This is a genomic window from Nocardioides endophyticus (genome assembly GCF_039543845.1).
In the GTDB taxonomy this organism is placed as follows: domain Bacteria; phylum Actinomycetota; class Actinomycetes; order Propionibacteriales; family Nocardioidaceae; genus Nocardioides; species Nocardioides endophyticus.
The window spans coordinates 254,096-275,548 of the sequence record NZ_BAABKN010000014.1 but is presented as its reverse complement, the minus strand read 5'-3'; the positions used below and the strand labels follow the sequence as shown (position 1 = coordinate 275,548).

General features: G+C 70.8%; 21 protein-coding genes. 19 read left to right on the top strand and 2 right to left on the bottom strand.

The genetic code is table 11. From position 1 onward, the window contains the following. The first annotated feature begins 23 nt into the window (after nucleotides 1–23). From ABEA33_RS11530 to ABEA33_RS11435, 19 genes are all read left to right on the top strand, one after another. Nucleotides 24–764 carry an SDR family NAD(P)-dependent oxidoreductase gene (locus tag ABEA33_RS11530; RefSeq protein ID WP_345526923.1) on the top strand — a complete coding sequence of 247 codons (741 nt, stop codon included), beginning with the start codon at nucleotides 24–26 and terminating at the stop codon, nucleotides 762–764. Nucleotides 765–815: 51 nt separating this feature from the next. Then, a complete protein-coding gene (locus ABEA33_RS11525) occupies nucleotides 816–1,007 on the top strand; it encodes a ferredoxin (protein WP_345526922.1) in 192 nt (63 codons plus the stop codon). A gap of 66 nt (nucleotides 1,008–1,073) precedes the next feature. Then, the gene (locus ABEA33_RS11520) at nucleotides 1,074–2,399 is read left to right on the top strand and encodes an aromatic ring-hydroxylating oxygenase subunit alpha (RefSeq protein ID WP_345526921.1); all 1,326 of its coding nucleotides are present in this window, start codon (nucleotides 1,074–1,076) and stop codon (nucleotides 2,397–2,399) included. Then, nucleotides 2,396–2,914, top strand: a complete 519-nt coding sequence (locus ABEA33_RS11515) for an aromatic-ring-hydroxylating dioxygenase subunit beta (protein WP_345526920.1) — start codon at nucleotides 2,396–2,398, stop codon at nucleotides 2,912–2,914. Before ABEA33_RS11520 ends, ABEA33_RS11515 begins: the two co-directional genes overlap by 4 nt. Before the next feature lie 93 nt (nucleotides 2,915–3,007). Then, a complete protein-coding gene (locus ABEA33_RS11510; RefSeq protein WP_345526919.1) occupies nucleotides 3,008–4,198 on the top strand; it encodes an amidohydrolase family protein in 1,191 nt (396 codons plus the stop codon). Nucleotides 4,199–4,223: 25 nt separating this feature from the next. Continuing rightward, nucleotides 4,224–4,799, top strand: coding sequence for an amino acid synthesis family protein (locus ABEA33_RS11505; protein ID WP_345526918.1), 576 nt, complete (start codon nucleotides 4,224–4,226; stop codon nucleotides 4,797–4,799). After that, the gene (locus ABEA33_RS11500) at nucleotides 4,796–5,473 is read left to right on the top strand and encodes a hypothetical protein (RefSeq protein WP_345526917.1); all 678 of its coding nucleotides are present in this window, start codon (nucleotides 4,796–4,798) and stop codon (nucleotides 5,471–5,473) included. Before ABEA33_RS11505 ends, ABEA33_RS11500 begins: the two co-directional genes overlap by 4 nt. A gap of 2 nt (nucleotides 5,474–5,475) precedes the next feature. After that, nucleotides 5,476–6,489 carry a dihydrodipicolinate synthase family protein gene (locus ABEA33_RS11495; protein WP_345526916.1) on the top strand — a complete coding sequence of 338 codons (1,014 nt, stop codon included), beginning with the start codon at nucleotides 5,476–5,478 and terminating at the stop codon, nucleotides 6,487–6,489. Continuing rightward, complete coding sequence (locus ABEA33_RS11490; protein ID WP_345526915.1) at nucleotides 6,486–7,475, top strand: ornithine cyclodeaminase family protein; 990 nt, start codon at nucleotides 6,486–6,488, stop codon at nucleotides 7,473–7,475. The genes ABEA33_RS11495 and ABEA33_RS11490 overlap by 4 nt, the downstream gene beginning before the upstream one ends. Further along, complete coding sequence (locus tag ABEA33_RS11485) at nucleotides 7,472–8,947, top strand: NAD-dependent succinate-semialdehyde dehydrogenase (RefSeq protein WP_345526914.1); 1,476 nt, start codon at nucleotides 7,472–7,474, stop codon at nucleotides 8,945–8,947. The genes ABEA33_RS11490 and ABEA33_RS11485 overlap by 4 nt, the downstream gene beginning before the upstream one ends. Before the next feature lie 55 nt (nucleotides 8,948–9,002). Next, nucleotides 9,003–9,806, top strand: a complete 804-nt coding sequence (locus ABEA33_RS11480; protein ID WP_345526913.1) for a VOC family protein — start codon at nucleotides 9,003–9,005, stop codon at nucleotides 9,804–9,806. A gap of 403 nt (nucleotides 9,807–10,209) precedes the next feature. Next, nucleotides 10,210–10,911 (top strand): GntR family transcriptional regulator, encoded by a 702-nt coding sequence (locus ABEA33_RS11470; protein WP_345526912.1) that lies wholly within the window; start codon nucleotides 10,210–10,212, stop codon nucleotides 10,909–10,911. A gap of 78 nt (nucleotides 10,912–10,989) precedes the next feature. Continuing rightward, entirely contained in the window at nucleotides 10,990–12,687 is a 1,698-nt protein-coding gene (locus tag ABEA33_RS11465) for a thiamine pyrophosphate-binding protein (protein ID WP_345526911.1), read from the top strand. Between the two features lie 17 nt (nucleotides 12,688–12,704). Beyond that, entirely contained in the window at nucleotides 12,705–14,228 is a 1,524-nt protein-coding gene (locus tag ABEA33_RS11460) for an aldehyde dehydrogenase family protein (RefSeq protein ID WP_345526910.1), read from the top strand. Nucleotides 14,229–14,275: 47 nt separating this feature from the next. Beyond that, nucleotides 14,276–15,139 carry a polysaccharide deacetylase family protein gene (locus ABEA33_RS11455; RefSeq protein ID WP_345526909.1) on the top strand — a complete coding sequence of 288 codons (864 nt, stop codon included), beginning with the start codon at nucleotides 14,276–14,278 and terminating at the stop codon, nucleotides 15,137–15,139. Continuing rightward, on the top strand, nucleotides 15,136–16,326 hold the full coding sequence (locus tag ABEA33_RS11450; RefSeq protein ID WP_345526908.1) for an NAD(P)/FAD-dependent oxidoreductase: 1,191 nt from the start codon (nucleotides 15,136–15,138) through the stop codon (nucleotides 16,324–16,326). The genes ABEA33_RS11455 and ABEA33_RS11450 overlap by 4 nt, the downstream gene beginning before the upstream one ends. Continuing rightward, the gene (locus tag ABEA33_RS11445) at nucleotides 16,323–17,168 is read left to right on the top strand and encodes an SDR family NAD(P)-dependent oxidoreductase (protein ID WP_345526907.1); all 846 of its coding nucleotides are present in this window, start codon (nucleotides 16,323–16,325) and stop codon (nucleotides 17,166–17,168) included. The genes ABEA33_RS11450 and ABEA33_RS11445 overlap by 4 nt, the downstream gene beginning before the upstream one ends. After that, nucleotides 17,168–18,346, top strand: coding sequence for an FAD-dependent monooxygenase (locus ABEA33_RS11440; protein ID WP_345526906.1), 1,179 nt, complete (start codon nucleotides 17,168–17,170; stop codon nucleotides 18,344–18,346). The genes ABEA33_RS11445 and ABEA33_RS11440 overlap by 1 nt, the downstream gene beginning before the upstream one ends. Continuing rightward, nucleotides 18,343–19,494 (top strand): FAD-dependent oxidoreductase, encoded by a 1,152-nt coding sequence (locus ABEA33_RS11435; RefSeq protein ID WP_345526905.1) that lies wholly within the window; start codon nucleotides 18,343–18,345, stop codon nucleotides 19,492–19,494. The genes ABEA33_RS11440 and ABEA33_RS11435 overlap by 4 nt, the downstream gene beginning before the upstream one ends. A gap of 47 nt (nucleotides 19,495–19,541) precedes the next feature. On the opposite strand, the gene ABEA33_RS11430 is transcribed toward ABEA33_RS11435, so the two are convergent. Together ABEA33_RS11430 and ABEA33_RS11425 are read right to left on the bottom strand one after the other, a co-directional pair. Continuing rightward, entirely contained in the window at nucleotides 19,542–20,240 is a 699-nt protein-coding gene (locus ABEA33_RS11430) for a cysteine hydrolase family protein (protein ID WP_345526904.1), read from the bottom strand. Nucleotides 20,241–20,254: 14 nt separating this feature from the next. Continuing rightward, the gene (locus ABEA33_RS11425) at nucleotides 20,255–21,451 is read right to left on the bottom strand and encodes an aromatic ring-hydroxylating oxygenase subunit alpha (RefSeq protein ID WP_345526903.1); all 1,197 of its coding nucleotides are present in this window, start codon (nucleotides 21,449–21,451) and stop codon (nucleotides 20,255–20,257) included. Nucleotides 21,452–21,453 lie beyond the last annotated feature (2 nt).

Here is a 21,453-nt window from a genome sequence, read left to right as displayed (position 1 = left end):
CGCCCAGTCGAAGGAAGTCCCTGGTGCTAGACGCTCCCCCTCAACGCCTGCTCGTGGTCGGCGGTGGCTCCGGCATCGGATTCGCGGCCGCCCGCCTGGCGACCGGGCGCGGCGCCCGCGTCCTGGTCGCGGACCTCGACCCGGAGACGCCGAAGCGGTACGCCGACGAAGGCTGCGACGTCGACTTCGTCGTCTGCGACGCCACCTCCGCCCGATCGGTCGCTGCGACGGTCGACGCCGCGGTCGACGCGCTCGGGACGCTCGACGGCGTGTTCACCACCGTCGGCGGCGCGCACCTCGCCGACGTCGCGGACCTGACCGACGACGTCTGGGACCGCGAGCTGTCGTTCAACCTGACCAGTGCCTGGCTGGTCGCCCGGGAGGCGCTGCGGGTGCTGCGCGCCCAGGGCGCGGGCTCGCTGGTCCTGACCAGCAGCGGCCAGGCGATCATGGGCGCGGTTGACCGGGCCGGGTACGCCGCCGCCAAGGCCGGGGTGACCTCGCTGACCCGCTCGCTCGCCGCCGCGGCGGCGCCCGACCGGGTGCGGGTCAACTGCATCGCCCCGGGCCCGACCGACACCCCTCGCTTCCGGGCGATGAACGGGGGGGACGAGGGCGTCGCGCGCGTCCGCGCGGCGATGCCGCTGGGGGAGATCCCGACCTCCGAGGACTGCGCGGACCTCGCGCTCTACCTGCTCTCGCCGGGCGCTCGTGCGATCACGGGCCAGACCATCCACGTCAACGGCGGCCTGCTGATGCCGTGAGCCGAAGAGGCAGCGCCCCGTCCGGTTTCACCCCTACCGAAAGGAACACCCGTGAAGATCTCCCTCGACCGTTCCCTGTGCAACGGCTACGGCAATTGCGTCATCGAGGCGCCCGAGCTCTTCGACCTCGACGAGAGCGGCATCGGCGTCGTGCTCCAGGAGGAGCCGGACGACAGCATGCTCACCCTCGCCGAGGCCGCGGCCCGGATCTGCCCGGTGATCGCGATCACCGTCACCGCCTGACCACCCGCCACGGTGTCCGCCCCGGCGCGACCTGGACGCCGCACCTAGGAAGTGTAGTCTGTATACATGAGCCGCTATGACGTGCAGGGCCGGCTGGAGCTCGAGGACCGGCTGCGCAAGACGGTGCAGCCGGAGCAGGGGAGGATCCCCTTCTTCACCTACACGGACCCCGGGGTCCACGACCTCGAGATCGAGCGCATCTTCGGTCGTGACTGGCAGTTCCTGGGCCACGTCTCGGAGGTCCCGAACCCGGGCTCCTTCGTGACCCGGCGAATGGGCAGGGAGAACGTCATCGTGGGCCGGGGCGACGACAGCGTCGTCCGCGTCTTCCTCAACGCCTGTCGCCACCGCGGTATGACGCTGGCGTGCGAGGACTTCGGCGAGGTCAACAACTGGCGGTGCCCGTACCACGGCTTCACCTTCGGCTCGAAGGGCGACTTCCTCGGCACGTTCATGGGTGCCCCCTTCGAGCGGGTCGCCTACCCCGAGGGCCTCGACCGCGATGCGCTCCACCTCATCGAGGCGCGCTGCGAGATCTACCAGGGACTCATCTTCGCCACCTGGTCGAAGAGCGGACCGTCTCTGGACGACCACCTCGGCAACGTCAAGTGGTACCTCGACCTGCTCGTCGGCAAGGCGGAGATGGAGGTCGTCGGTCATCCGGAGCGCTGGATGGTCCCAACGGGCTGGCGGCTGCCTGCCGAGAACTTCACCTCCGACGCCTACCACACCGCGACCGCCCACTCCTTCCTCTCCCGCCTCAACATGGTGAAGGGCGCCGACTTCGGTCGGGAGGGCTACCACGTCAACGTCGGCAACGGCCACGGTCTCGGCGTCGGCGTCCACTTCGACGAGGAGAGCTACTTCCCGAAGGAGCTCGAGGACGAGTACCGCGCGAACCTCGACGAGGACCAGTTCCGGATGCTCTCCCGCATCAAGAACCTGCACGGCAACGCGTTCCCGAACTTCACCTTCCTGGTCCCCAACTTCATCGAGGTCGAGGGTAGGCGCGTCACCGGCCTGATGCTGCGGACCTGGCAGCCCGTAGCGCCCAACCAGACGCAGGTCTGGTCCTGGCACCTGGTCGAGAAGAACGCGCCGGAGTGGTGGAAGAAGCTCGGCAAGCGGATGTACACCCAGACCTTCAGCTCGTCGGGCATGTTCGACCAGGACGACACCGAGGTCTGGGAGGCCCAGACGCGGATGTCGGACGCGGCCCTCTACCGCGAGGAGGAGGTCTTCCTCCACTACGGCATGGGCATGGACCTCCCGACGCTCGACAAGTCCGAGTTCCCCGGGCCGGGCGACGTGTACGACGGCAAGTTCAGCGAAGAGGCGGGGCGGACCTTCTACCGGGTCTGGCTGGACCGGCTGCTGGAGGCGAAGAAGTGACGGGCGCCGGAGAGGCCGTCGACCTCGCGACGCGCATCCAGATCCAGGACCTCTACTCGCACGAGGCGGAGCTGCTCGACGAGCGGCGCTGGGAGGAGTGGCTCGACCTCTTCGCCCCCGAGCTCGAGTACACCGCGCCGATCCGGGTGACCCGCAAGTCCCCGCACCCGGACACCATCGACGAGCTGGGTCACTTCGACGACACCAAGATGTCGCTGGCCCTGCGCGTCCGGCGGCTGCGCACCGACGTCGCCTGGGCCGAGGATCCGCCGTCCCTCACGCGTCGGCTGATCACCAACCTGCGGATCAGGCCCGGTGACGATGCGGACCGACTCCAGGTGCGCACCAACTTCCTGCTCTACCGCAGCAGGGGAGACCTGGGCGCCTACGACCTGATCGTGGGCGAGCGGCAGGACGCGCTACGCCGGGAGGGCGACAGCTGGGTCATCGCCCGGCGTCGCAGCGTCATCGACCAAGCGTCGATGAGCACCAAGAACCTCGGCATCTTCCTCTGATCGGCGGGTGGCGGGTTGTGCCGCCGCTCTCGAACGTCTAGTGTATACAGTCAACAGTATGTGTTCGATCCGTCCCGTTGCGAAGGAGCGCGCGTGAGTCTGGCCATCACCTCGATCGGGTTGAGCCACGTCGGTGACCAGGCCGGCACCCCGCTCGCCGGCGACGCGATCGTCGTGGACGGAGGGACCATCATCTGGATCGGCCCGAGCGTCGAGGTCGACCTCGACGCCCACGAGATCGTCGTCGACGCTCGCGGGGCCGGCGTCGTACCGGGCCTCATCGACACCCACGTGCACTCGACGTTCGGCGACTACACGCCGCGGCAGCAGACGGTGGGCTTCCTCGAGAGCTACGTCCACGGCGGCGTCACTAGCGCCATCAGCGCGAGCGAGGTGCACGTGCCGGGCCGGCCCTCCGATCCCGAGGGGGTCAAGGCCCTCGCGGTGGCTGCCCAGCGTGCATACCGCCATTACAGGCCCGGGGGGATGAAGGTGTACGGCGGCTCGGTCATCCTCGAGCCCGGCCTGACCTACGACGACTTCGCCTACCTCCGCGAGCAGGGCGTCTTCCTCGCCAAAGGCGGCTTCGGCGCCGTGACGTCGGCCCTCGACTACGTGCAGCTCGTCGCCGACGCCCGTCGGGCCGGGATCATCGTGACCGTCCACACCGGTGGCGGCTCCATCCCGGGGACGCTCGAGCGGATGGACGCCGAGGCGCTGCTCAAGATCAACCCCCACGTCTCCTTCCACGCCAACGGTGGCCCCACCGCGATGTCCGCGGCGGACAACGAGCGCCTGGTGCGCGAGGGCGAGATGGCACTGCAGCTGGTGATGGCCGGCAACCTGCGCTCGTCGCTCGACATGTGCCGCCTCGCCACCGAGCACGACCAGCTGCACCGGATCCTGATCGCCAGCGACACCCCGACCGGCACCGGCGTCGTACCTCTTGCACTGTGGCACCTCGCCGCGGAGCTGGTCTCGCTCGGCGGTCTCACCTGGCAGCAGGCGATCGCGAGCATGACCGGCCAGGCGGCGGACACCTTCGGGCTGGACTCGGGGCGCCTGGAGGTCGGCCGGCCCGCGGACCTGCTCGTTCTCGACGCCCCCCTCGGCTCGGTCGGCGAGACCTGGGCAGAGGCCCTGGAGGCCGGCGACGTGCCCGGCGTCTGCGCGGCGATCACCGACGGCGTCGTCCGCTTCACCAAGAGCCGCAACACCCCATCAGCCCGCCGCAGCGTGAGCGTCACGGGAGTCATCCCGGCGCCCATGGCCGGCGGCCACTGACCCGCACAGGAGAAGGGAAGCAACGATGAGCGACTTCGAGATCCGCGCCTGGTACACCCACGTCGAGCAGATCAACGCCGACGGTGGACCGGCCGTGGCCGAGCCCCTGATCAAGGCCGCGGTCACCGCCGTGATCAAGAACCCGTACGCCGGCCGGTTCAGCGAGGACCTCGGCGAGCTGGTCGACCCCAGCGGCGGGCTCGCCGTCGAGCTTGTAGAACGGTGCCGAGCCGCCCTGGGCGGCCACGAGGCGGAGAGCTGCGGCAAGGGCGCGATCGTCGGCCTCGCCGGCGAGCAGGAGCACGGGGTCGCCTGCCTGACCACGCCCTTCGGTGACGCTATGCGTCACGGCATCGGGGGGACCGGGTGGGTCACCTCGGCGACGAAGATGGGCACCGCCGGAACCGTCATCGACGTGCCGTTGGCCTACAAGAAGGCGCTCTTCGTCCGGGAGTTCTACGACGCGATCACGGTCTCCGTCCCGACCGGTCCGCGTCCCGACGAGATCGCGATCATCGCCGCGATGGCGACCCGAGGCCGCGTTCACCACCGCATCGGCGGCCTAGCCAAGGCCGAGGCGCTCGGCGACGGCCTGCGATGAGCGCGGGACTTCTCTTCTCCCAGATGGCGCCGCCGGCGGGCTGGCGCGCCGACTTCGACGACTGGTACGACGCCGAGCACATCCCGGCCCGGCTGGCCGTCCCGGGCTTCTCGCACGCGGTGCGCTACCGCACCGACGGCGACCCGTGGCACCTGGCCTGCTACTTCCTCGACGACATGGCCGCCCTCGAGACGCCGGAGTACCAGCGGCTGAAGTCGGATCCGTCGCCCCGGACGGACCTCATGCTGAGCAACGTCACCGGGTTCACGCGCTACATCTGCGACGAGATCTCCGACACCGCCGCACCGGGCGCGCCGTCGGACCTCACCGGCACCGAGCACGCGCTCTCGGTGGTCGGCTTCTCGGTGCCGGAGGAGGACGGCGACGAGTTCGAGGCTTGGTACCGCGACGAGCACGTTCCGCTGCTCATGAAGGTGCCCGGCTGGCTCCGCGTCCGGCGCTTCCGCGTGCGCCCCGGCTTCGCGGGACCCGCCTGGACCCACCTCGCGCTGCACGAGATCGCCGGCCCCGAGGTCATGGACGACCCCGGCCGTGCCGCCGCCCGGGACACCGCTCGTCGAGACGCGCTCGCCACCAGGGCCTGGTTCGGACAGAGCGGCCGCTGGCTCTACACCCCTCTCTCGATCGCCCGAACCACAGCGAAAGGCAACTGACCATGGCACTTCCCTACACCCGCGGAGAGGTCAAAGAGCGCGCCCGCAACGAGTGGGTCGGCGCGTGCAGCGTCACCCTTCCCTCGTTCACCGCCGACTTCACCGCCCTGAACGAGGCCGCGATCCGCCACGACGTCGGCCGGGCCGCGCAGCTGGGCTTCTGGGGCACGCTCGTCGCCTCCGAGAGCGGCACCACCTTCGAGGAGTACAAGCGCTTCCTGGAGGTCGCCGCCGAGGCGGCGCCCGAGGGATTCAAGATCGTCTCCCACTTGAGCTTCGACACCGTCGAGCAGGCGACGGAGGTGTCCCAGCTGTCCGCGGGCCTCGGCATCGAGGCGGGGCTGTTGTCCTACCCGCAGAGCTTCCGCCCGACCTCCGCCGCGGAGATCGTCGACCAGACCCGGTACGTCGCCGAGAGCTCGGACCTCGCGCTCATCGTCTTCGCGGCCACGACGTGGGGCTTCAAGGCCCTTTCCCCGACCGGTTTCCCGATGGCGGCGCTCGAGGAGATGGCCAAGCTGGACACGGCTGCGGCGCTCAAGTTCGAGGGCGGCGGCGCGGCCCAGTTCACGGCGCTCACCGAGGTCGCCGACAAGGTCGGCGACCAGCTGATCGTTGAGTACCCGCAGGAGCAGCTGATCCCGGCGCAGGCGCGCCTCTTCGGCACCCGGTGGTGGGGGACCAGTGCCTACGAGTCGTACGGCGACCGCGTGCCGAAGGTCATCGACGCCCTGCTCGCCGGACGCAACGACGAGGCCAGCGAGATCTTCTGGAGCTACAACCCCGCCCGGGAGGCGAAGGGCGCCTTCCACGCCTCCTTCGCCGGCGCGAACCTGATCCATCGCCAGGGCTGGAAGTACCTGAGCTGGCTCAACGGCTTCAACGGAGGCCTGCTCCGGATGCCCCAGATGCGGTTGCTGCCCGGCCAGATGAAGTCGCTGCGCGCCGGACTGGCCGCGTCCGGCTACGACCTCCCCGCCGACGACGCAGACTTCTACGCCGGACGGCTGACGTGACGATCCACCTCGACAGCGCGACCATCCGGGAGCTGTGCACGGAGGAGATCGCCTTCGAGGCCGCGAAGCTCGCGCTGACCGGGCAGCGAGAAGGGGACTACCAGCTCCCGCCCCGCCTGGACGTCAACCTCACGACGGGGTTCTTCCGGACCATGCCGGCGGCCCTCGGTGACTTCATGGGCGCGAAGCTGATGACCCTGGCCAAGGGCGTGGGCAACCGCTACCTCCTGCTCCTCTACCGGCAGGACACCGGTGAGCTGCTGGCCACCTTGGACGCCGCCGAGGTCACGAAGCTCCGGACGGCGGCCACGACCGCGCTGGCCGGCAGTCTGCTGCGGCCCGAGGGCACCACCACGCTGGGCCTCATCGGCAGCGGGTTCGAGGCCGAGGGCCATCTCCGGGCCTTCGCCAGTCACTGGGGCCTGGAGAAGGTGCGGGTCTTCAGCCGCTCGTCCGACAGGCGGGAGCAGTTCGCCGTCCGGTTGGGCGCGGACCTCGGCATCGACATCGAGCCGGTGGACAGCGCCGCCGAGGTCGCCGCGGCGAGTCCGGTCACGGTGCTCTGCACCAAGTCGACCGACCCCGTCGTCAACGGGTCGGACTTCGCGCCCGGCGCCGTCGTACTCTCGATCGGCTCGACCCGCCGCGACCTGCGCGAGCTCGACCAGCGCACGTTCGCCCGGGCCCGGGCGGTCCTCGTCGACGAGCCGCGCCAGGTGCTGGCCGAGTCCGGTGACGTGGCGACCGCCATCGCCGACTGCGCGATCACCGAGGACTGCCTGGTCAGCATGGCCGACTGGACCGGCATCCCCGAGGAGTCGGACGCCGCCCGCGACCTGCTGGTCTTCAAGTCGGTCGGGACCGCGCTGCAGGACCTCGCGCTCGGCGCACTCCTGGTCGACCGGGCGCGGAGCCGCGGCCTGGGCCGGGACCTGGGTGAGATCACCGAGCTCAAGAGTGAAGGCGTCAAGAAGGGACCCCGATGACCATCGTGGCGGATGACATCGAACAGGCGGCGATCGCTGCGTCCGCGGGCGTCGCGGGCGGACTGCTGGTCGACGGCGAGTGGACGCCGACCGAGCGGACCTTCCCGGTGACCGACCCGGCCACCGGGAAGGTCCTCGCGCAGGTGGCCGACGCGACCGTCGAGCACGGCCTGGCGGCGCTGGACTCGATCGTCGCCGCCGCCCCGGCCTGGGCGGCGGTCCCGTTGCGCGAGCGTGCGGAGCTCCTGCGCCGGGCGTTCGACCTGCTCGTCGCCCGCAAGGAGGAGTTCGCCCGGCTCATCTCGGCGGAGATGGGCAAGCCGCTGGCTGAGGCCCGCGGAGAGGTCGACTACGGCGCGGAGTTCCTGCGCTGGTACTCCGAGGAGGTCGCGCGTCCGGAGGGCGAGTACCGACGTTCCCCCGACGGCGGCTCGCGGCTGCTGGTGTCCCGCCGGCCGGTCGGCCCCTGCCTGCTGATCACCCCGTGGAACTTCCCCCTCGCGATGGCGACCCGGAAGATCGCCGCGGCGCTGGCCGCCGGCTGCACGGCCGTCATCAAACCGGCCGCGGAGACTCCGCTGACCACCATCGCCTTCGCCGACCTCCTCCTCGAGGCAGGACTCCCGCCCGGCGTCCTGAACGTGGTCACGACGGCGGACGCGCCGGGGGTGTGCGGCGCCCTGCTGGCCGACGGCCGGATTCGCAAGCTGTCCTTCACCGGCTCGACGGCGGTGGGGCGCGTCCTGATCTCCCAGTGCGGCCCCCACGTCGTACGGCCCTCGATGGAGCTCGGGGGCAATGCGCCGTTCATCGTCGACGCCGACGCCGATCTCCCGCGCGCGGTCGACGGCGCGATGCTGGCGAAGATGAGGAACATGGGAGAGGCCTGCACCGCGGCCAACCGGTTCCTCGTCCACCGCTCGGTCGCCACGGAGTTCACGTCGCTGCTCACCGAGCGGATCACGTCGCTGACGCTGGGCCACGGCCTTGACCCCAGCAGCCAGGTCGGCCCCCTCATCGACGAGAAGGCCCGCGTGAGCCTGCGCGAGCTCGTCGACGACGCTCTGGGTGCCGGCGCGACGCTGCACACGGGGGGTCGGGCGGTCGACGGACCCGGCACGTTCTTCGAGCCCGCCGTCCTAGGCGACGTCCCGGTCGGCGCCCGGATGTTCCGCGAGGAGATCTTCGGGCCGGTCGTCGGGATCACCGTCTTCGACGACCTGGACGAGGCGGTGGAGATGGCGAACTCGACCGAGTACGGCCTGGTTGGCTACCTCTATACGCGCGACGTCGAGCGCGCGTTGCGCTACGCCGAGCGGCTCGAGTTCGGCATGGTGGCCATCAACCGCGCGCTGGTGTCCAACGCTGCGGCACCATTCGGAGGCATCAAGCAGTCCGGTCTCGGACGCGAGGGTGGACGGGAAGGCATCAATGACTACCTCGATCTCCAGTACGTCGCCATCGACGCCTAACGCGGGTTCCCGCGTCGGACAGGCGCCGGGGACCGTCGAGCGCATCGTCCTCACAGTGCCCGACCCGCAGGCCACCGCAGCATTCCTCTCCGACGGCCTGCAGCTGCAGGTCGTTGAGGACGGCGGACGGTTCCTGGCGATCGTCGACGGCGAGTACGGCGCTCCGCGCGGTCAGGCGGCCATCGAGTTCAGGGCCGGACCGGAGCACCTCGTCGAGAGTCTCGTGCTCGCCCTGCCCCACGACGCGGACCTGGCCGAGCTCGCGGGGTTGGTCGGCGGGCAGCGCGTCTCCGACACCGAGGTCTCGGTCGTCGACCCGACGACCGAGATCCCGATCCGGCTCGCGCTGGCGCCCGGCCTGGCGGTCTCGGTCCCCGAGCCGTCGGTCCTCCGGCCCCGCCGGATGGGGCACGTCAACCTGGCGAGCCCGCGCCCCGCGGAGACGGCGCGGTTCTTCATCGACGTGATCGGCCTGCGGCTCTCGGAGTACATCGGCGAGGCGCTGTTCTGGATGCGGACCGACACCGAGCACCACAACGTGGCGCTGCGCCCCGGGCGGACGCGTTCCGCGCACCACCTCGGCATGGAGGTCGCCGGCTGGCACGCCTACCAGCCGATCCTGGATCACCTCGACAGCCAGGGCTACAAGATCGAGTTCGGCCCCGGCCGGCACCGTCCGGGGCGCAGTCTCTTCGTCTACGTCTGCGACCCCACGTCGGGCCTGCGCGTCGAGCTGTTCGCCGATATGGTCCACCTCCCCGACCCGACCGCGCCGGCCATCGGCTGGGAGCCGGGCGATCGGATGACGAAGACGCTCAACACTTGGGGCCCGCTGCCCCCGGAGTCCTTCCTGGCCTAGTTCTGATGACCAGGCACGTTGGTCGAGAAGGTGTGACGACACGATCTGATGTCGTGGATGGGTGAAGGCCCCCTTACATTGATTTGACAGGCTCGGGCTGAGCGGTCTGCCGCGGAAGGTCCGGAGGGGATGCTCGACCGGTCCTCAGTCCCGCACCACCACCCGAACAAGACCCCCGAGAAGGTAAAGCGCAAGATCGTTCACCTGCGGTGGAAACACCGCCGGTCCGATCGAGATCGGCGCCAGGCTCAACATGCCGGCCTCGACCGTGTGGTCGTGGAGCGAGTGCTGTCCGACAGCGGCAGTTGCTGCAAGTCCCACCCATGGCGCGACACCTGTGCCGAACTGAGCATCCCACGGCGCCGAGCGAGCGCCACAGCGCGAAAGCATGTATTTTGTGTACATGTCAGCCTTAGATCTCTCGGTCATCGACGTCGCGGACTCCCTCACGGGGAGGCGCATCACTGCTGACTACATCGCCGACGCGTTGCGCCGCTCCATCAACATCGGTCAGCTCCCGGACGGCTTCGAGCTGAACCAGGTCGAGCTCGCTTCCCACTTCGGGGTCTCCCGGGTCCCGGTCAGGGAGGCGCTGCGCCAGCTGCAGGCCGAGGGCCTGGTCGAGTCCCGGGCCCACCGGCTCACCCTCGTGCGCGCCACCGACCCCGACCGGCTCGTCGAGGTCTTCTCGCTCCGGGCCCTGATCGAGGGCTGGCTGGTCGAGAAGGCCGTTCCCCACATCGACGCCCAGATCCTCTCCGCGGCGCGCGAGATCAACGCGCGGCTGCGCACCGAGACCGACCACTCGTCGTGGCTCGAGCTCAACACCGAGTTCCACAACCTGCTGTTCCGGGCGTCGGGCTCCCAGGAGGGGCTGGGCCTGGTCGAGCCGTTGCGCCAGCGATCGGAGCGCTACACCAGGCTGTGGTCGCGGGGCAACGGCGTGCACCGGCCCACGCAGACGTGCGCGGAGCACGAGCGGATCCTCAAGCTCATCAAGGCCGGCGACGCGGCCGGGGCCCGCCAGGCGTCGGAGGAGCACGTCATGCACACATGCGAGGCGGTGCTGGCGGCCGGGAAGCTGCAGCAGGAGAAGACGGAGTGATCGCGGCGTCCGAGTCCGCGACTCGGACGCCGGGCGGCCAGCACTAGCGGCCGTCCTGGAAACATGTAAACTGAATACATGTTGCCGGATTACGGGTCCGACCTCGTCGTCGACCTGCTGGTCGAGGCGGGAATCGAGCATGTCGCGTTCAACCCCGGCGCGAGCTTCCGGGGGATCCACGACTCCCTGGTGCACCGCGCCGGCGCGCCCGAGATCTCGCTGTGCCTGCACGAGTCGGTCGCGGTCTCGATGGCCCAGGGCTACGCCAAGGCGGCTGGCAAGCCGATGGCGGCGCTCCTGCACAACGTCGTAGGCCTGCAGAACGCCAGCATGTCGATCTACAACGCTTGGTGCGACCGCGTGCCGATGATGCTGTTGGGCGGCACCGGCCCAAAGGCGAAGCAGAACCGGCGGCCGTGGATCGACTGGATCCACACCGCCTCGGTGCAGGCCAACATCGTGCGCGACTTCGTGAAGTGGGACGACGAGCCGCACGACCTGGGCAGCGTCGAGGAGTCCTTCGCACGCGCGTTCGCCGCGACCACGAGTGCTCCGAACGGCCCGGTCTACCTCTGCTACGACTTCGACCTCCAGGAGGACCCGGTCCCCGCGGACTTCGTCCGCCAGGGCATCGACCAGTACGCCGTACCCTCGGCGCCCGCGGCTTCGAGCGAGGACGTCGGCTGGATGGTCGAGCGGCTCCGCGCGGCTGAGCGCCCGGTGGTCCTGGCCGGCTACGTCGCCGAGCAGGAGGAGGGCTTCGCGCTGCTGGTGGATCTCGCCGAGGCGCTGGGCGCCCCGGTCGTTGACACTGGGGTCCGGCACGCGTTCCCCACGACGCACCCGCTCGCCGCGATGCACGTCTCCGGCGTGATCGAGGAGGCCGACGTGGTGCTCGCCCTCGACGTCGAGGACATCCACTCCCACCTCCGGACCCGGTACGACGACCGCGGGCTCACGGTCCTCAACGTGTCGCTCTCGAGCCTGAAGCTGCGTGCCTGGGCCCACGACTACCAGGCGATGGTCCCGGCCGAGCGCTTCGTCACGGCGAGCGCGGACCTGGTGGTCGCGGCGGTCCTGGAGCGGCTGCGCCGGGACCCGCTGCCGACCGACCTGGTCGCCCGGCGCCGGCAGCGGATCGCGGAGCGCACGGCGGCGGCACGCCACGACTGGCGGCTGCGGGCGAGCACCGCGACCGCCGACGGCCTGGTCCCGGTCGAACGGATGCTCCACGAGCTGGCGGGCGCCCTCGAGGGGGTCGACTTCGTCTTGGGGGGCGGCACGAACGGCCGTCACGAGCACCGGTTCCTCCAGCTGGACCGCGCGCGCCAGTACACCGGCTGGGGAGCCGGGGGCGGCCTCGGGTACGGCGTCGGCGGTGCCCTCGGCGCAGCGCTCGCCCAGCAGCCCGGCACCATCACCGTCGACGTCCAGGCGGACGGCGACCTGCTGTTCCTGCCCTCGGCGCTGTGGACCGCCGCCCACAAGTCGCTGCCGGTGCTGGTCGTGGTCAACAACAACCGCCAGTACGGCAACACCGTCGAGCACGCGGCCCGGATCGCCGCCCGGCGCCGGCACACCGAAGAGACGAGGTACGTCGGTGCCGGGCTCTCCGACCCGCCCGTCGACCTCGCAGCGATGGCGCGCTCCTTCGGGGTCTGGGCCTCCGGCCCGATCACCGACGCCGACACGCTCGCCGAGCACCTCGCGGAGGCCGTCAAGGTCGTGAGCTCCGGCAGGCCCGCGGTGCTCGACGTCCTCACTCCCGGATTCTGAACACCGAAAGGACCCCCATGACTGCCACCGAGGCCGCGGCCGACCCGATCGTCGACCACGTCGGCTCGCAGGACTTCAAGATGCTGATCGGCGGCTCCTTCGTCGACAGTGTGACTGGAGCGACTCGCGAGGTCTTCGACCCGTCGACGGGAGGGCGCCTGGCGGACATCCCGTTGGCGGGCGCCGACGACGTCCAGCAGGCGTACGAGGCCGCGGCGGCCGCACAGCCAGCCTGGGAGGCACTCGGCGTGAAGGGTCGGGCCGACTGCTTCGCGGCGTTCCAGACGCTGATCCACGAGAACCGTGAGCACCTGGCGATGCTCGACGCGATCGACTGCGGCAACCCTGTCAAGGCCATGCGCGTCGACATCGACATCTGCGACACCTACCTCGAGGGCTGGCCGGCGTTCGCGCAGTCCATGACCGGCGAGGTCTTCCCGGCCAGTCCCGGCAACCTGCACTACACCGCGCACCGGCCGTACGGCGTGGTCGGCCGCATCACCGCCTTTAACCACCCGGTGATGTTCGCGATCACCCGCCCGCTGCCCTCGCTCATCACGGGCAACACGCTGGTGATGAAGCCGTCGGACGAGACATCGCTCTCGACGCTGGCCCTTGCCCGGCTCTTCGGTGAGGCGTTCCCGCCGGGCGTGGTCAACATCGTCACCGGTGGCGCCGAGGTCGGCGACACCATCGTCACCCACCCGAACATCAAACGGCTCGCGTTCACGGGCTCGGTCGGCACCGGCCTGCTCATCCAGAAGCGCGCCGCGGAGTCGGGCTACATCAAGCACGCCTCGCTCGAGCTCGGCGGCAAGAACGCCATGATCGTCTTCCCCGACGTCGACCTCGACCTCGCGGTCGAGGGCGCGATCTACGGCATGAACCTGGACGTCTGCCAAGGTCAGTCGTGCGGCTCGAACTCGCGGATCCTGGTGCACGCCAAGATCCACGACGAGTTCGTGACCAGGATGGCGGCCCGGCTCGACGAGTTCCGCGTCGGCGTCGCGTACGACGAGGCCACCGACGTGGGCCCAGTCGTGAGCCGGGCGCACTTCGACCGGGTCACCGGCTACATCGAGTCGGGAATCGCCGAGGGAGCGACCCTGGTCCGCGGCGGCGGACGCCCGGACGGGCTTCCCGCGGGTGGCCACTTCATCGAGCCCGCGCTCTTCGCCGACGTCTCCCTCAACATGCGCATCGGCCGCGAGGAGATCTTCGGCCCGGTGATGTCGGTCTTCGCTTGGGACGACTACGACACCATGCTCCGCGACGCGAACGGCCTCGACCTCGGTCTCACGGCGAGCGTGTGGACCAACGACCTTGCGATCGCGCACAAGACCGCCGCCGCCCTGGACGCCGGCTACGTCTGGATCAACGACTCGACGAGGCACTACTTCGGGACGCCGTTCGGCGGCTCGAAGAACAGTGCACTCGGCCGCGAGGAGTCCCAGGACGAACTGCTCAGCTACCTCGAGCAGAAGGTCGTGCACACCCGGCTCGGCGACGCCCGGGCCTCGCTCTCGCGCCTGCTCGGCTGACCCCGTCGTACCCCTCGAACACCCCTGACCGAAGAAGAGGACGTCCCGTGGCCAACCCGTTCTACTCCTACTCGCCCATCGTCGAGCGCCCCGTCCGCCCTCTCCCCGAGGGCAAGCGGATCGCGGTGTGGTTCGGCCTCAACGTCGAGCACTACGAGTACGGCAGGCCGGCGCTGAGCATGGCCCCGTTCACGGCCGGACTCACCCCAGACCCGCTCAACTTCGGGTGGCGCGAGTACGGCCCGCGGGTGGGGATCTGGCGGATGATCGAGATGTTCGACGAGCTCGGTGTGCAGCCGACCGCCATCCTCAACAGCGACGTGATCCACGAGCATCCGGCGATCGTCGCCGCGGGGGTCGAGCGCGACTGGGCCTGGGTGGGTCACGGCCGGAACAACTCAACCTGGCAGGTCGGCATGGAGCCCGCCGACGAGAAGGCCTACATCGAGGACGTCGCCGACCTGATCGAGGAGGCGACCGGCAAGCGCCCCGCGGGATGGCTCGGCCCGTCGCTGACCGCGTCGCCGGAGACCAACAACCTGCTCGCGGAGCTCGGGTTCGGCTACTGCCTCGACTGGGGCGTCGACGACGAGCCGTTCCCGTTCGACGTCGCCTCCGGCAGCCTGCTGTCGCTGCCCTACAGCACCGAGCTCAACGACATCCCGTTCTATGCCCTGCAGGGCCAGGCCGGCGCCGACTTCAAGCAGGCGCTCATCGACCAGTTCGACCAGCTCCACGCCGAGGGCGCGACCCGGCCGCGGGTGATGGGGGTGGGCCTGCACCCGTTCCTCTCCGGGCAGCCCTACCGGCTGCGCTACGTCCGCGAGGCCATCGAGCACATGGCCGCGCACGACGACGTGTGGTTCGCAGACGCCGACGAGATCGCCGCCTGGTACGGCGCCGAGCGATGACCGAGCTGCAGCAGGTCGTGGTCGTCGGTGCGTCGCTGGCCGGTCTTCGCGCCGCCGAGACGCTGCGGCGGCTGGGGTACGCCGGCCGCCTCGTCGTCGTCGGGGACGAGACGCACCTGCCCTACGACCGCCCGCCGCTCTCGAAGGAGGTGCTGCGCGGCGACCACACCGCGGCAGACGTGATGCTGTCCGGTGCCGACGAGCTCGACGTCGAGTGGCGACTCGGGTCCCCGGCTGTGGCGCTGGACCCCACGCGCCGGGTCGTGAGCCTCGGCACCGGCGAGCAGCTGCCGTACGACGGCCTGGTCCTCGCAACCGGCAGCGGCGCCCGTACCCTGCCGCTGTTCGATCCCGAGGCTCCCCATGTCCACGCGGTCCGGACCCTGCCGGACGCCCTCCGGCTCAAGGAGGTCCTGCGGCCGGGCACCCGGCTGCTCATCGTCGGGTGCGGCTTCGTCGGCATCGAGACGGCGTCGTCCGCGCGGTCCCTCGGCGTCGAGGTCACCGTCGTCGGGCTCGACGAGCCGGTCGCTCCGGCGGGCCGGCTGGCCAGCGCCCAGGCGACTCGGCTGCTCGTCGACGCGGGCGTCGACCTCCGCGTGGGCCAGACCGTCGAGACCGTCGAGCCCGCGGGCTCCGGCTACCGGGTCACCCTGACCGACGGCTCGGTCGTCGGCGCCGACCACGTGGTCGTGGCCGTCGGCTCGGTGCCGAACGTCGGCTGGCTGGCCGGCTCGGGCCTCGACGTCCAGAACGGCGTCGAGTGCGACGCGGCGCTGCGGGTCGTCGGCATCGAGGGCGTCGTCGCCGCCGGCGACATCGTCCGCTGGCCCAACGCGGCGTACGGCGGGATGCCGATGCGGGTCGAGCACTGGAGCAACGCGGTCGAGCAGGGGGTCGCAGCGGCGGCGTCGCTGCTCGCCGGGGCGGACGCCGTCCCCTTCGGCTCGGTCCCCAGCTTCTGGTCCGACCATTTCGGGATCCGGTTGCAGAGCGTCGGCCTGCCCCGGCTGGCGACCCGCTTCGAGGTCGTTGAGGGCGACCCGGAGGACGGGGTCTTCTGCGCCGAGGCCTACGCCGACGACATCCTGGTCGGTGGCGTCGCCTATGGGATGCCGCGCCCGCTGGTGCGGATCAGGATGAGCCTGGTCCGAGCCGGCGTGGCGCTCGCGCCGGCGGGCCGATGACCGCCGCGGGCTGGCTGGCGGGCGAGGTCGCCGTCGTCACGGGTGGCGGGTCCGGGATCGGCCGTGCCGTCGTGGAGCGGTTCGTCGCCGAGGGCTGCCGAGTGGTGGTCGCCGACATCGACCCGGACCGTCTCGCCGAGGTGCAGGCCACGCTCGGCGAGAGCGTGGCCACCATCGTGACCGACGTCCGTGACTACGCGCAGAACGCCGCTGCCGTGGCCCGGGCCGTCGACACCTTCGGGAGGCTCGACGTCTTCGTCGCGAACGCCGGCCTGGGGGACAAGTTCACCGAGCTCGCCGACCTCCCGGCGGAGAGCATCGCCACCGCGTTCGCCCAGGTCTTCGACGTGAACGTGCTGGGCGTCATCCACGGTGCCAAGGCCGCCCTGCCCGAGCTGCTGAAGACCCGGGGCTGCGTCGTCGTGACCCTCTCGAACGCGTCCACGCGACCGGACGGCGGCGGCGTCATGTACGTCGCCAGCAAGCACGCCGCGCTGGGGGTCGTGCGTCAACTCGCGCATGAGCTCGCACCGCTGGTGCGGGTGAACGCCGTGGCGCCCGGGGCGACCCGGACCAACTTCAGCAGCCCGTCGGCCTTCGGCGAGGCGGCCGCCGGCCTCCAGGCGTCGTCGCGGTACGCCCCGGTCGAGGAGCGCACGCCGATGAACGTCCTGCCGGACCCCGAGGACCACGCGGCGGCGTACGTCCTGCTCGCCTCGCGGGTCCAGGCGTCGGTGGTCACGGGCACCGTCATCGAGTCCGACGGCGGACTCGGCATCCGCGGCCTGCGCCGCGTGCGCGGCGGCGACGACCTCGTCCGACGAGTGCTGGGAGACGACTGATGCCCGACGAACACCCCCGGGTTGCGGTCATCGGCGCGGGGATCGGCGGGCTCACGGTTGCGGGTGCGCTCACCGCGCGCGGCTTCCCCGTGCAGGTCTACGAGCAGGCGTCCGCGTTCAGCCGGATCGGCGCGGGCATCCAGCAGAGCGCGAACGCCGTCAAGGTGCTCCGCGAGCTCGGCCTCGAGCCGACGCTGCGCGCCCGGGGCTTCGTCCCGGCGAGCTTCGTCCACCGCGCCGCGGGGACCGGCGAGGTCACCAACGACATCCCGCTCGGGGCCCGGGCCGAGGGGCGGTACGGCGCGCCGTACCTGGCCCTGCACCGCGGTGACCTGCACGACGTCCTGCTGGCCGCCGTCCCCGCCGGGGCGATCCACCGGGGGAGGAGGCTGGTCGGACTCGAGCAGCCGGGCGACGGGGTGGAGCTTGCGTTCGCCGACGGCTCGCGGGCGCGCGCCGATGTCGTGGTCGGCGCCGACGGTGTGCACTCCCTCGTCCGCGAGACCCTGTTCGGCCCCCACGAGCTGCGCTTCTCCGGCAAGGCCGGCTACCGCGCGACGCTGCCGGCGTCCGCGCTCGGCGGTGAGCGGCTGGACGACAACACCAAGTGGTGGGGACCCGACCGGCACCTGATCGTCTACTACCTCACCGCTGCGCGCGACGAGGTCTACGCGATGGGCACCGTCCCCGAGCCCGACTTCGATCTCGAGTCCTGGTCGGCGAAGGGCGACGTCGACGTCTTCTGCGCGGCCTTCGCCGACTTCCACCCGACGGTCCGCACGCTGCTCGGCAGCGTGCCCCTGGTGCACAAGTGGGCGCTCGCCGACCGCGACCCGCTGCCGCGGTGGAGCGACGGCGACGTCGTGGTGATGGGCGACGCGGCCCACCCGATGATGCCGCACATGGGGCAGGGCGCCGCGATGGCGGTCGAGGACGCCGCCGTCCTGGTGCGCTGCCTCGAGGCGGCCGCAGGCGACTGGTCCGGTGCTCTCCGACGCTTCGAGGAGACCCGCCGGGCGCGGACCTCGGAGATGCAGGCGATCTCCGCCGGCAACTCCTTCGCGCGGACGGGCAAGGACGCCGTGGACTTCGTCTACGGCTACGACGCCTGGACCACCCCGCTGGCCGGGGCGCCCGCCCCCACGACGACCTCGACCCCCGGAGGGAACGACCGATGAGCAGGCATGCGGAGATCGCGGGAGGCGGCATCGGCGGGCTCAGCCTGGCGACGATGCTCGCCCGGAGCGGCTGGTCGGTCCGCGTCCACGAGCGCGGGGCCGCGATCCGCGAGGCCGGCACCGGCATCTTCTTGAAGAACAACATGGTCGAGGTGCTAGAGGAGGTCGGCATCTTCGACGACCTGCGGAGCACGTCGCTCCACCTGGAGAACAGCATCACCAGGAGCCACGAGGGCACCGTGACGGGCACACGGCCACTGGCCGGCTCGGCCCGGCTCTACGCGACGGCCCGCCAGAACGTCATCCAGTCGCTCTACGGTCACGCGGTCGCCTCCGGCGTGGAGGTGGTCCTCGGGTCGCCGGTGGCCGGAGCGGATCCGGCGGGGGCGCTCCTGCTGGCCGGCGGCGAGCGACTCGAGGCCGACCTCGTTGTCGGCACGGACGGCGTCAACTCTAAGGTGGCCGCCGCCGTCGGCGGCGTGCGGACCGTCCGCAAGCTGCCCACGGTCATCAACCGCTACATGCTCCAGACCCGGGAGATCGCCGAGACGCCCGACATGGTCGAGCACTGGTCGGGGCGCTACCGCGTCGCGACCGCTCCATGCGGCGAGGACCTCACGTACGCGTTCCAGGTCTACCCCGAGGCCGACGCCGCCGCAGCGGCGGCGCCGACCGACATGACGGCCTGGCAGCGGGCCTTCCCGCGGCTGCACCCACTCTTCGACCTGATGAGCGAGCAGCAGCCGATCCGCTCCAACTACCTCGTCGTGCAGGCGTCCTCCTGGCACCGCGGCCGGGTCGCCATCCTGGGCGACGCGGCGCACGGCATGCCGCCCACGCTCGGTCAGGGTGCCGGCATGACGGTGCTGAACGCTCGCGCTCTGGTCGCCGTCCTCGCCCGGGCGGAGTCGGTCGAGTCCGCGCTGCCGCTGTGGGAGGGCGCCGTGCGGAACATCGCGGACACCACGCAGCGCTGGGCGATGCGCTACGACCTGGTGACCCGGAGCTGGCCACGACCGCTGCGCTTCCTGCGACCGGGTGCCCTGTGGGCGATGAGATCGGTCCCGCAGGTCAGCAGCCGGATGTTCATCGCCGACCGGGGCCTGCGGTCGACGACCCTCGAGGTCGAGCCCTTCCCGACCGCCTGACCTCCCGGCCCGGAAGCCGGCCGGGCGGTCGAGCCGAGCCGCGTGGCTCAGCCCTCGCGGGCCGCCATCCGGGCCAGCTGGTCCACCGTGACGACGTCGGCGTACTTGGCGTTCATCTCGAACAGGTTGACCGCGTGGCTGAGCCGAGACCGATCGAAGACGGCGTCCTCGACGACGAACGTCGGGTAGCCCTGGGAGTGCGCGTCGATGACGGTGGCGCGCACGCAGCCGGACGTGGTCGCCCCGGTCACGATGACCGAGTCGACGCCGCGGCGAACCAGGTAGGAGACCAGCGCCGTGTCGAAGAACGCACTCGCCTTCGGCTTCGCGAACACCAGCGCGTCCGCCGACGGCTTGATCGCGTCGGGGATGTCCTGCGCACCCGGCAGGTCCATCGGGGAGCCCAGCGGACCGAGCTCCGCCTTCACCGTGCCGCCGAACAGCGGGGCACCGCCGGGCAGCGCGGTCGTATAGACAACGGGCCAGTCGAGCTCCGCGGCCAGGTCGAGCACCTCCGCCAGGTGCGGCATCGCCTCCCAGGCGCTCGGGCCGCAGGCCGTCGGGAAGTCGGCGGTCGCCTCCTCCAGCGACTGGCCGTCCTCGCCGGTGAAGGACCGGACGACGTCGATCACCAGGACGGCAGGCCGCCGGCCCAGGGGACTCTGCACGGCCCAGCGCCTCATGTCGTAGCCGGAGCCGTCCTTCTCGGCGAAGTACTCGATCCACCAGGGGGTGCTTTCGCTCATCTCGTCCTCCGGATTCAGAAGGCGGTGACGACCGGGGCGGACTCGCCCTCCGCCGCCCTGTAGCGCTCGACGAGCCACTGGGCGAAGCCGACGAGGATCAGCTCCTTGGCGATGATCGGCCCGCGCGGCGCGAACTGGGACTCCATGCCCTGCTGCACCCGCGCGAAGGCGACGTCGTCCTGGTGGACGAAGTAGCGGGTGGCGACGTTCTCCTCGGCGTGCCGCTCCTGGAAGTCGGGCCGCTCCAGGGTCGAGCGCTCGTAGAGGCGGTGCCGCTTGACCCGCATCGAGGTCGGTCCGGTCGCGTAGTACATCAGGGTGATGACGCTGTCGGGCATCATGAACATGGCCATGTTCGGGGCGATGATGACGCCCTGGGTCTCCCACCGCTGGGCCTCGGTCAGGCCTTCGATCGGTCCCCAGAACGACTTGCCGAACTGGTTGAGCGTGACGTCGATGTCCTTGCCCGGCAGGATGTAGTGGAAGACGCCGTTCTCCTGGTCCTGGACCCCGAAGCTCATCTGCGCGCAGGCGGTGTTCTGCATCAGCGGGACGTCACCGTGGAGCTTGTCGCAGTGATAGCACTCGTTCTGCCCGTCCGCGTAGACCTTCCAGTTGATGTCGTAGTCGAACTCGAAGTGGTAGTTCGGGTCGGTGAGGAACTCCCCGTGGAGGTCCTCAAGGCGGTACGGCGCGACGACGTCCTCGATCGCGGCGAGGCGCGGGGCCAGCGGCTCGGCGTCCTGGTTGAAGGAAACGAAGATGAAGGCGTGCCAGATCTCGGTGCGCAGTTGGGGGAGGGACGCGCCCTTCCGGAGCATGCTGATGGCCTGCGGAGCCCCGATGAGCTTGCCGGTCTTGTCGTAGGCCCACTCGTGGTACGGGCACACGAAGGAGCGCTCGCAGTGACCGCGGCCCTCGGCCACGAACATGCCGCGGTGCCGGCACACGGCCGACATGGCGTTCACCGAGCCGTCGTCGGCGCGCACGATCAGCAGCGGCTCCCGGTCGACCTCGATGGAGAAGTAGTCACCCGGGTTCGGGATCTCCTCGAGCCGCCCGACGACGATCCACTCCTGGCGCCAGATGGCGCCGCGCTCGAACTCGTAGAACTCGGGTGAGGTGTACGCCACCGGAGGCAGGAAGAGCGGCTCCGCCGGGTCGGCGAACGAGGCCTCGAACTCGGCGATCGGGATGGGGCTCTGGGGCACGG

Excerpts from the sequence above, each read along its gene's own strand:
- ABEA33_RS11430 (WP_345526904.1), bottom strand. The coding sequence starts at position 20,240 with ATGAGCGAAAGCACCCCCTGGTGGATCGAGTACTTCGCCGAGAAGGAC.
- ABEA33_RS11485 (WP_345526914.1), top strand. The coding sequence starts at position 7,472 with ATGACCATCGTGGCGGATGACATCGAACAGGCGGCGATCGCTGCGTCC.
- ABEA33_RS11505 (WP_345526918.1), top strand. The coding sequence starts at position 4,224 with ATGAGCGACTTCGAGATCCGCGCCTGGTACACCCACGTCGAGCAGATC.
- ABEA33_RS11440 (WP_345526906.1), top strand. The coding sequence starts at position 17,168 with ATGCCCGACGAACACCCCCGGGTTGCGGTCATCGGCGCGGGGATCGGC.
- ABEA33_RS11465 (WP_345526911.1), top strand. The coding sequence starts at position 10,990 with ATGTTGCCGGATTACGGGTCCGACCTCGTCGTCGACCTGCTGGTCGAG.
- ABEA33_RS11500 (WP_345526917.1), top strand. The coding sequence starts at position 4,796 with ATGAGCGCGGGACTTCTCTTCTCCCAGATGGCGCCGCCGGCGGGCTGG.
- ABEA33_RS11445 (WP_345526907.1), top strand. The coding sequence starts at position 16,323 with ATGACCGCCGCGGGCTGGCTGGCGGGCGAGGTCGCCGTCGTCACGGGT.
- ABEA33_RS11470 (WP_345526912.1), top strand. The coding sequence starts at position 10,210 with ATGTCAGCCTTAGATCTCTCGGTCATCGACGTCGCGGACTCCCTCACG.
- ABEA33_RS11495 (WP_345526916.1), top strand. The coding sequence starts at position 5,476 with ATGGCACTTCCCTACACCCGCGGAGAGGTCAAAGAGCGCGCCCGCAAC.
- ABEA33_RS11435 (WP_345526905.1), top strand. The coding sequence starts at position 18,343 with ATGAGCAGGCATGCGGAGATCGCGGGAGGCGGCATCGGCGGGCTCAGC.
- ABEA33_RS11520 (WP_345526921.1), top strand. The coding sequence starts at position 1,074 with ATGAGCCGCTATGACGTGCAGGGCCGGCTGGAGCTCGAGGACCGGCTG.
- ABEA33_RS11460 (WP_345526910.1), top strand. The coding sequence starts at position 12,705 with ATGACTGCCACCGAGGCCGCGGCCGACCCGATCGTCGACCACGTCGGC.
- ABEA33_RS11450 (WP_345526908.1), top strand. The coding sequence starts at position 15,136 with ATGACCGAGCTGCAGCAGGTCGTGGTCGTCGGTGCGTCGCTGGCCGGT.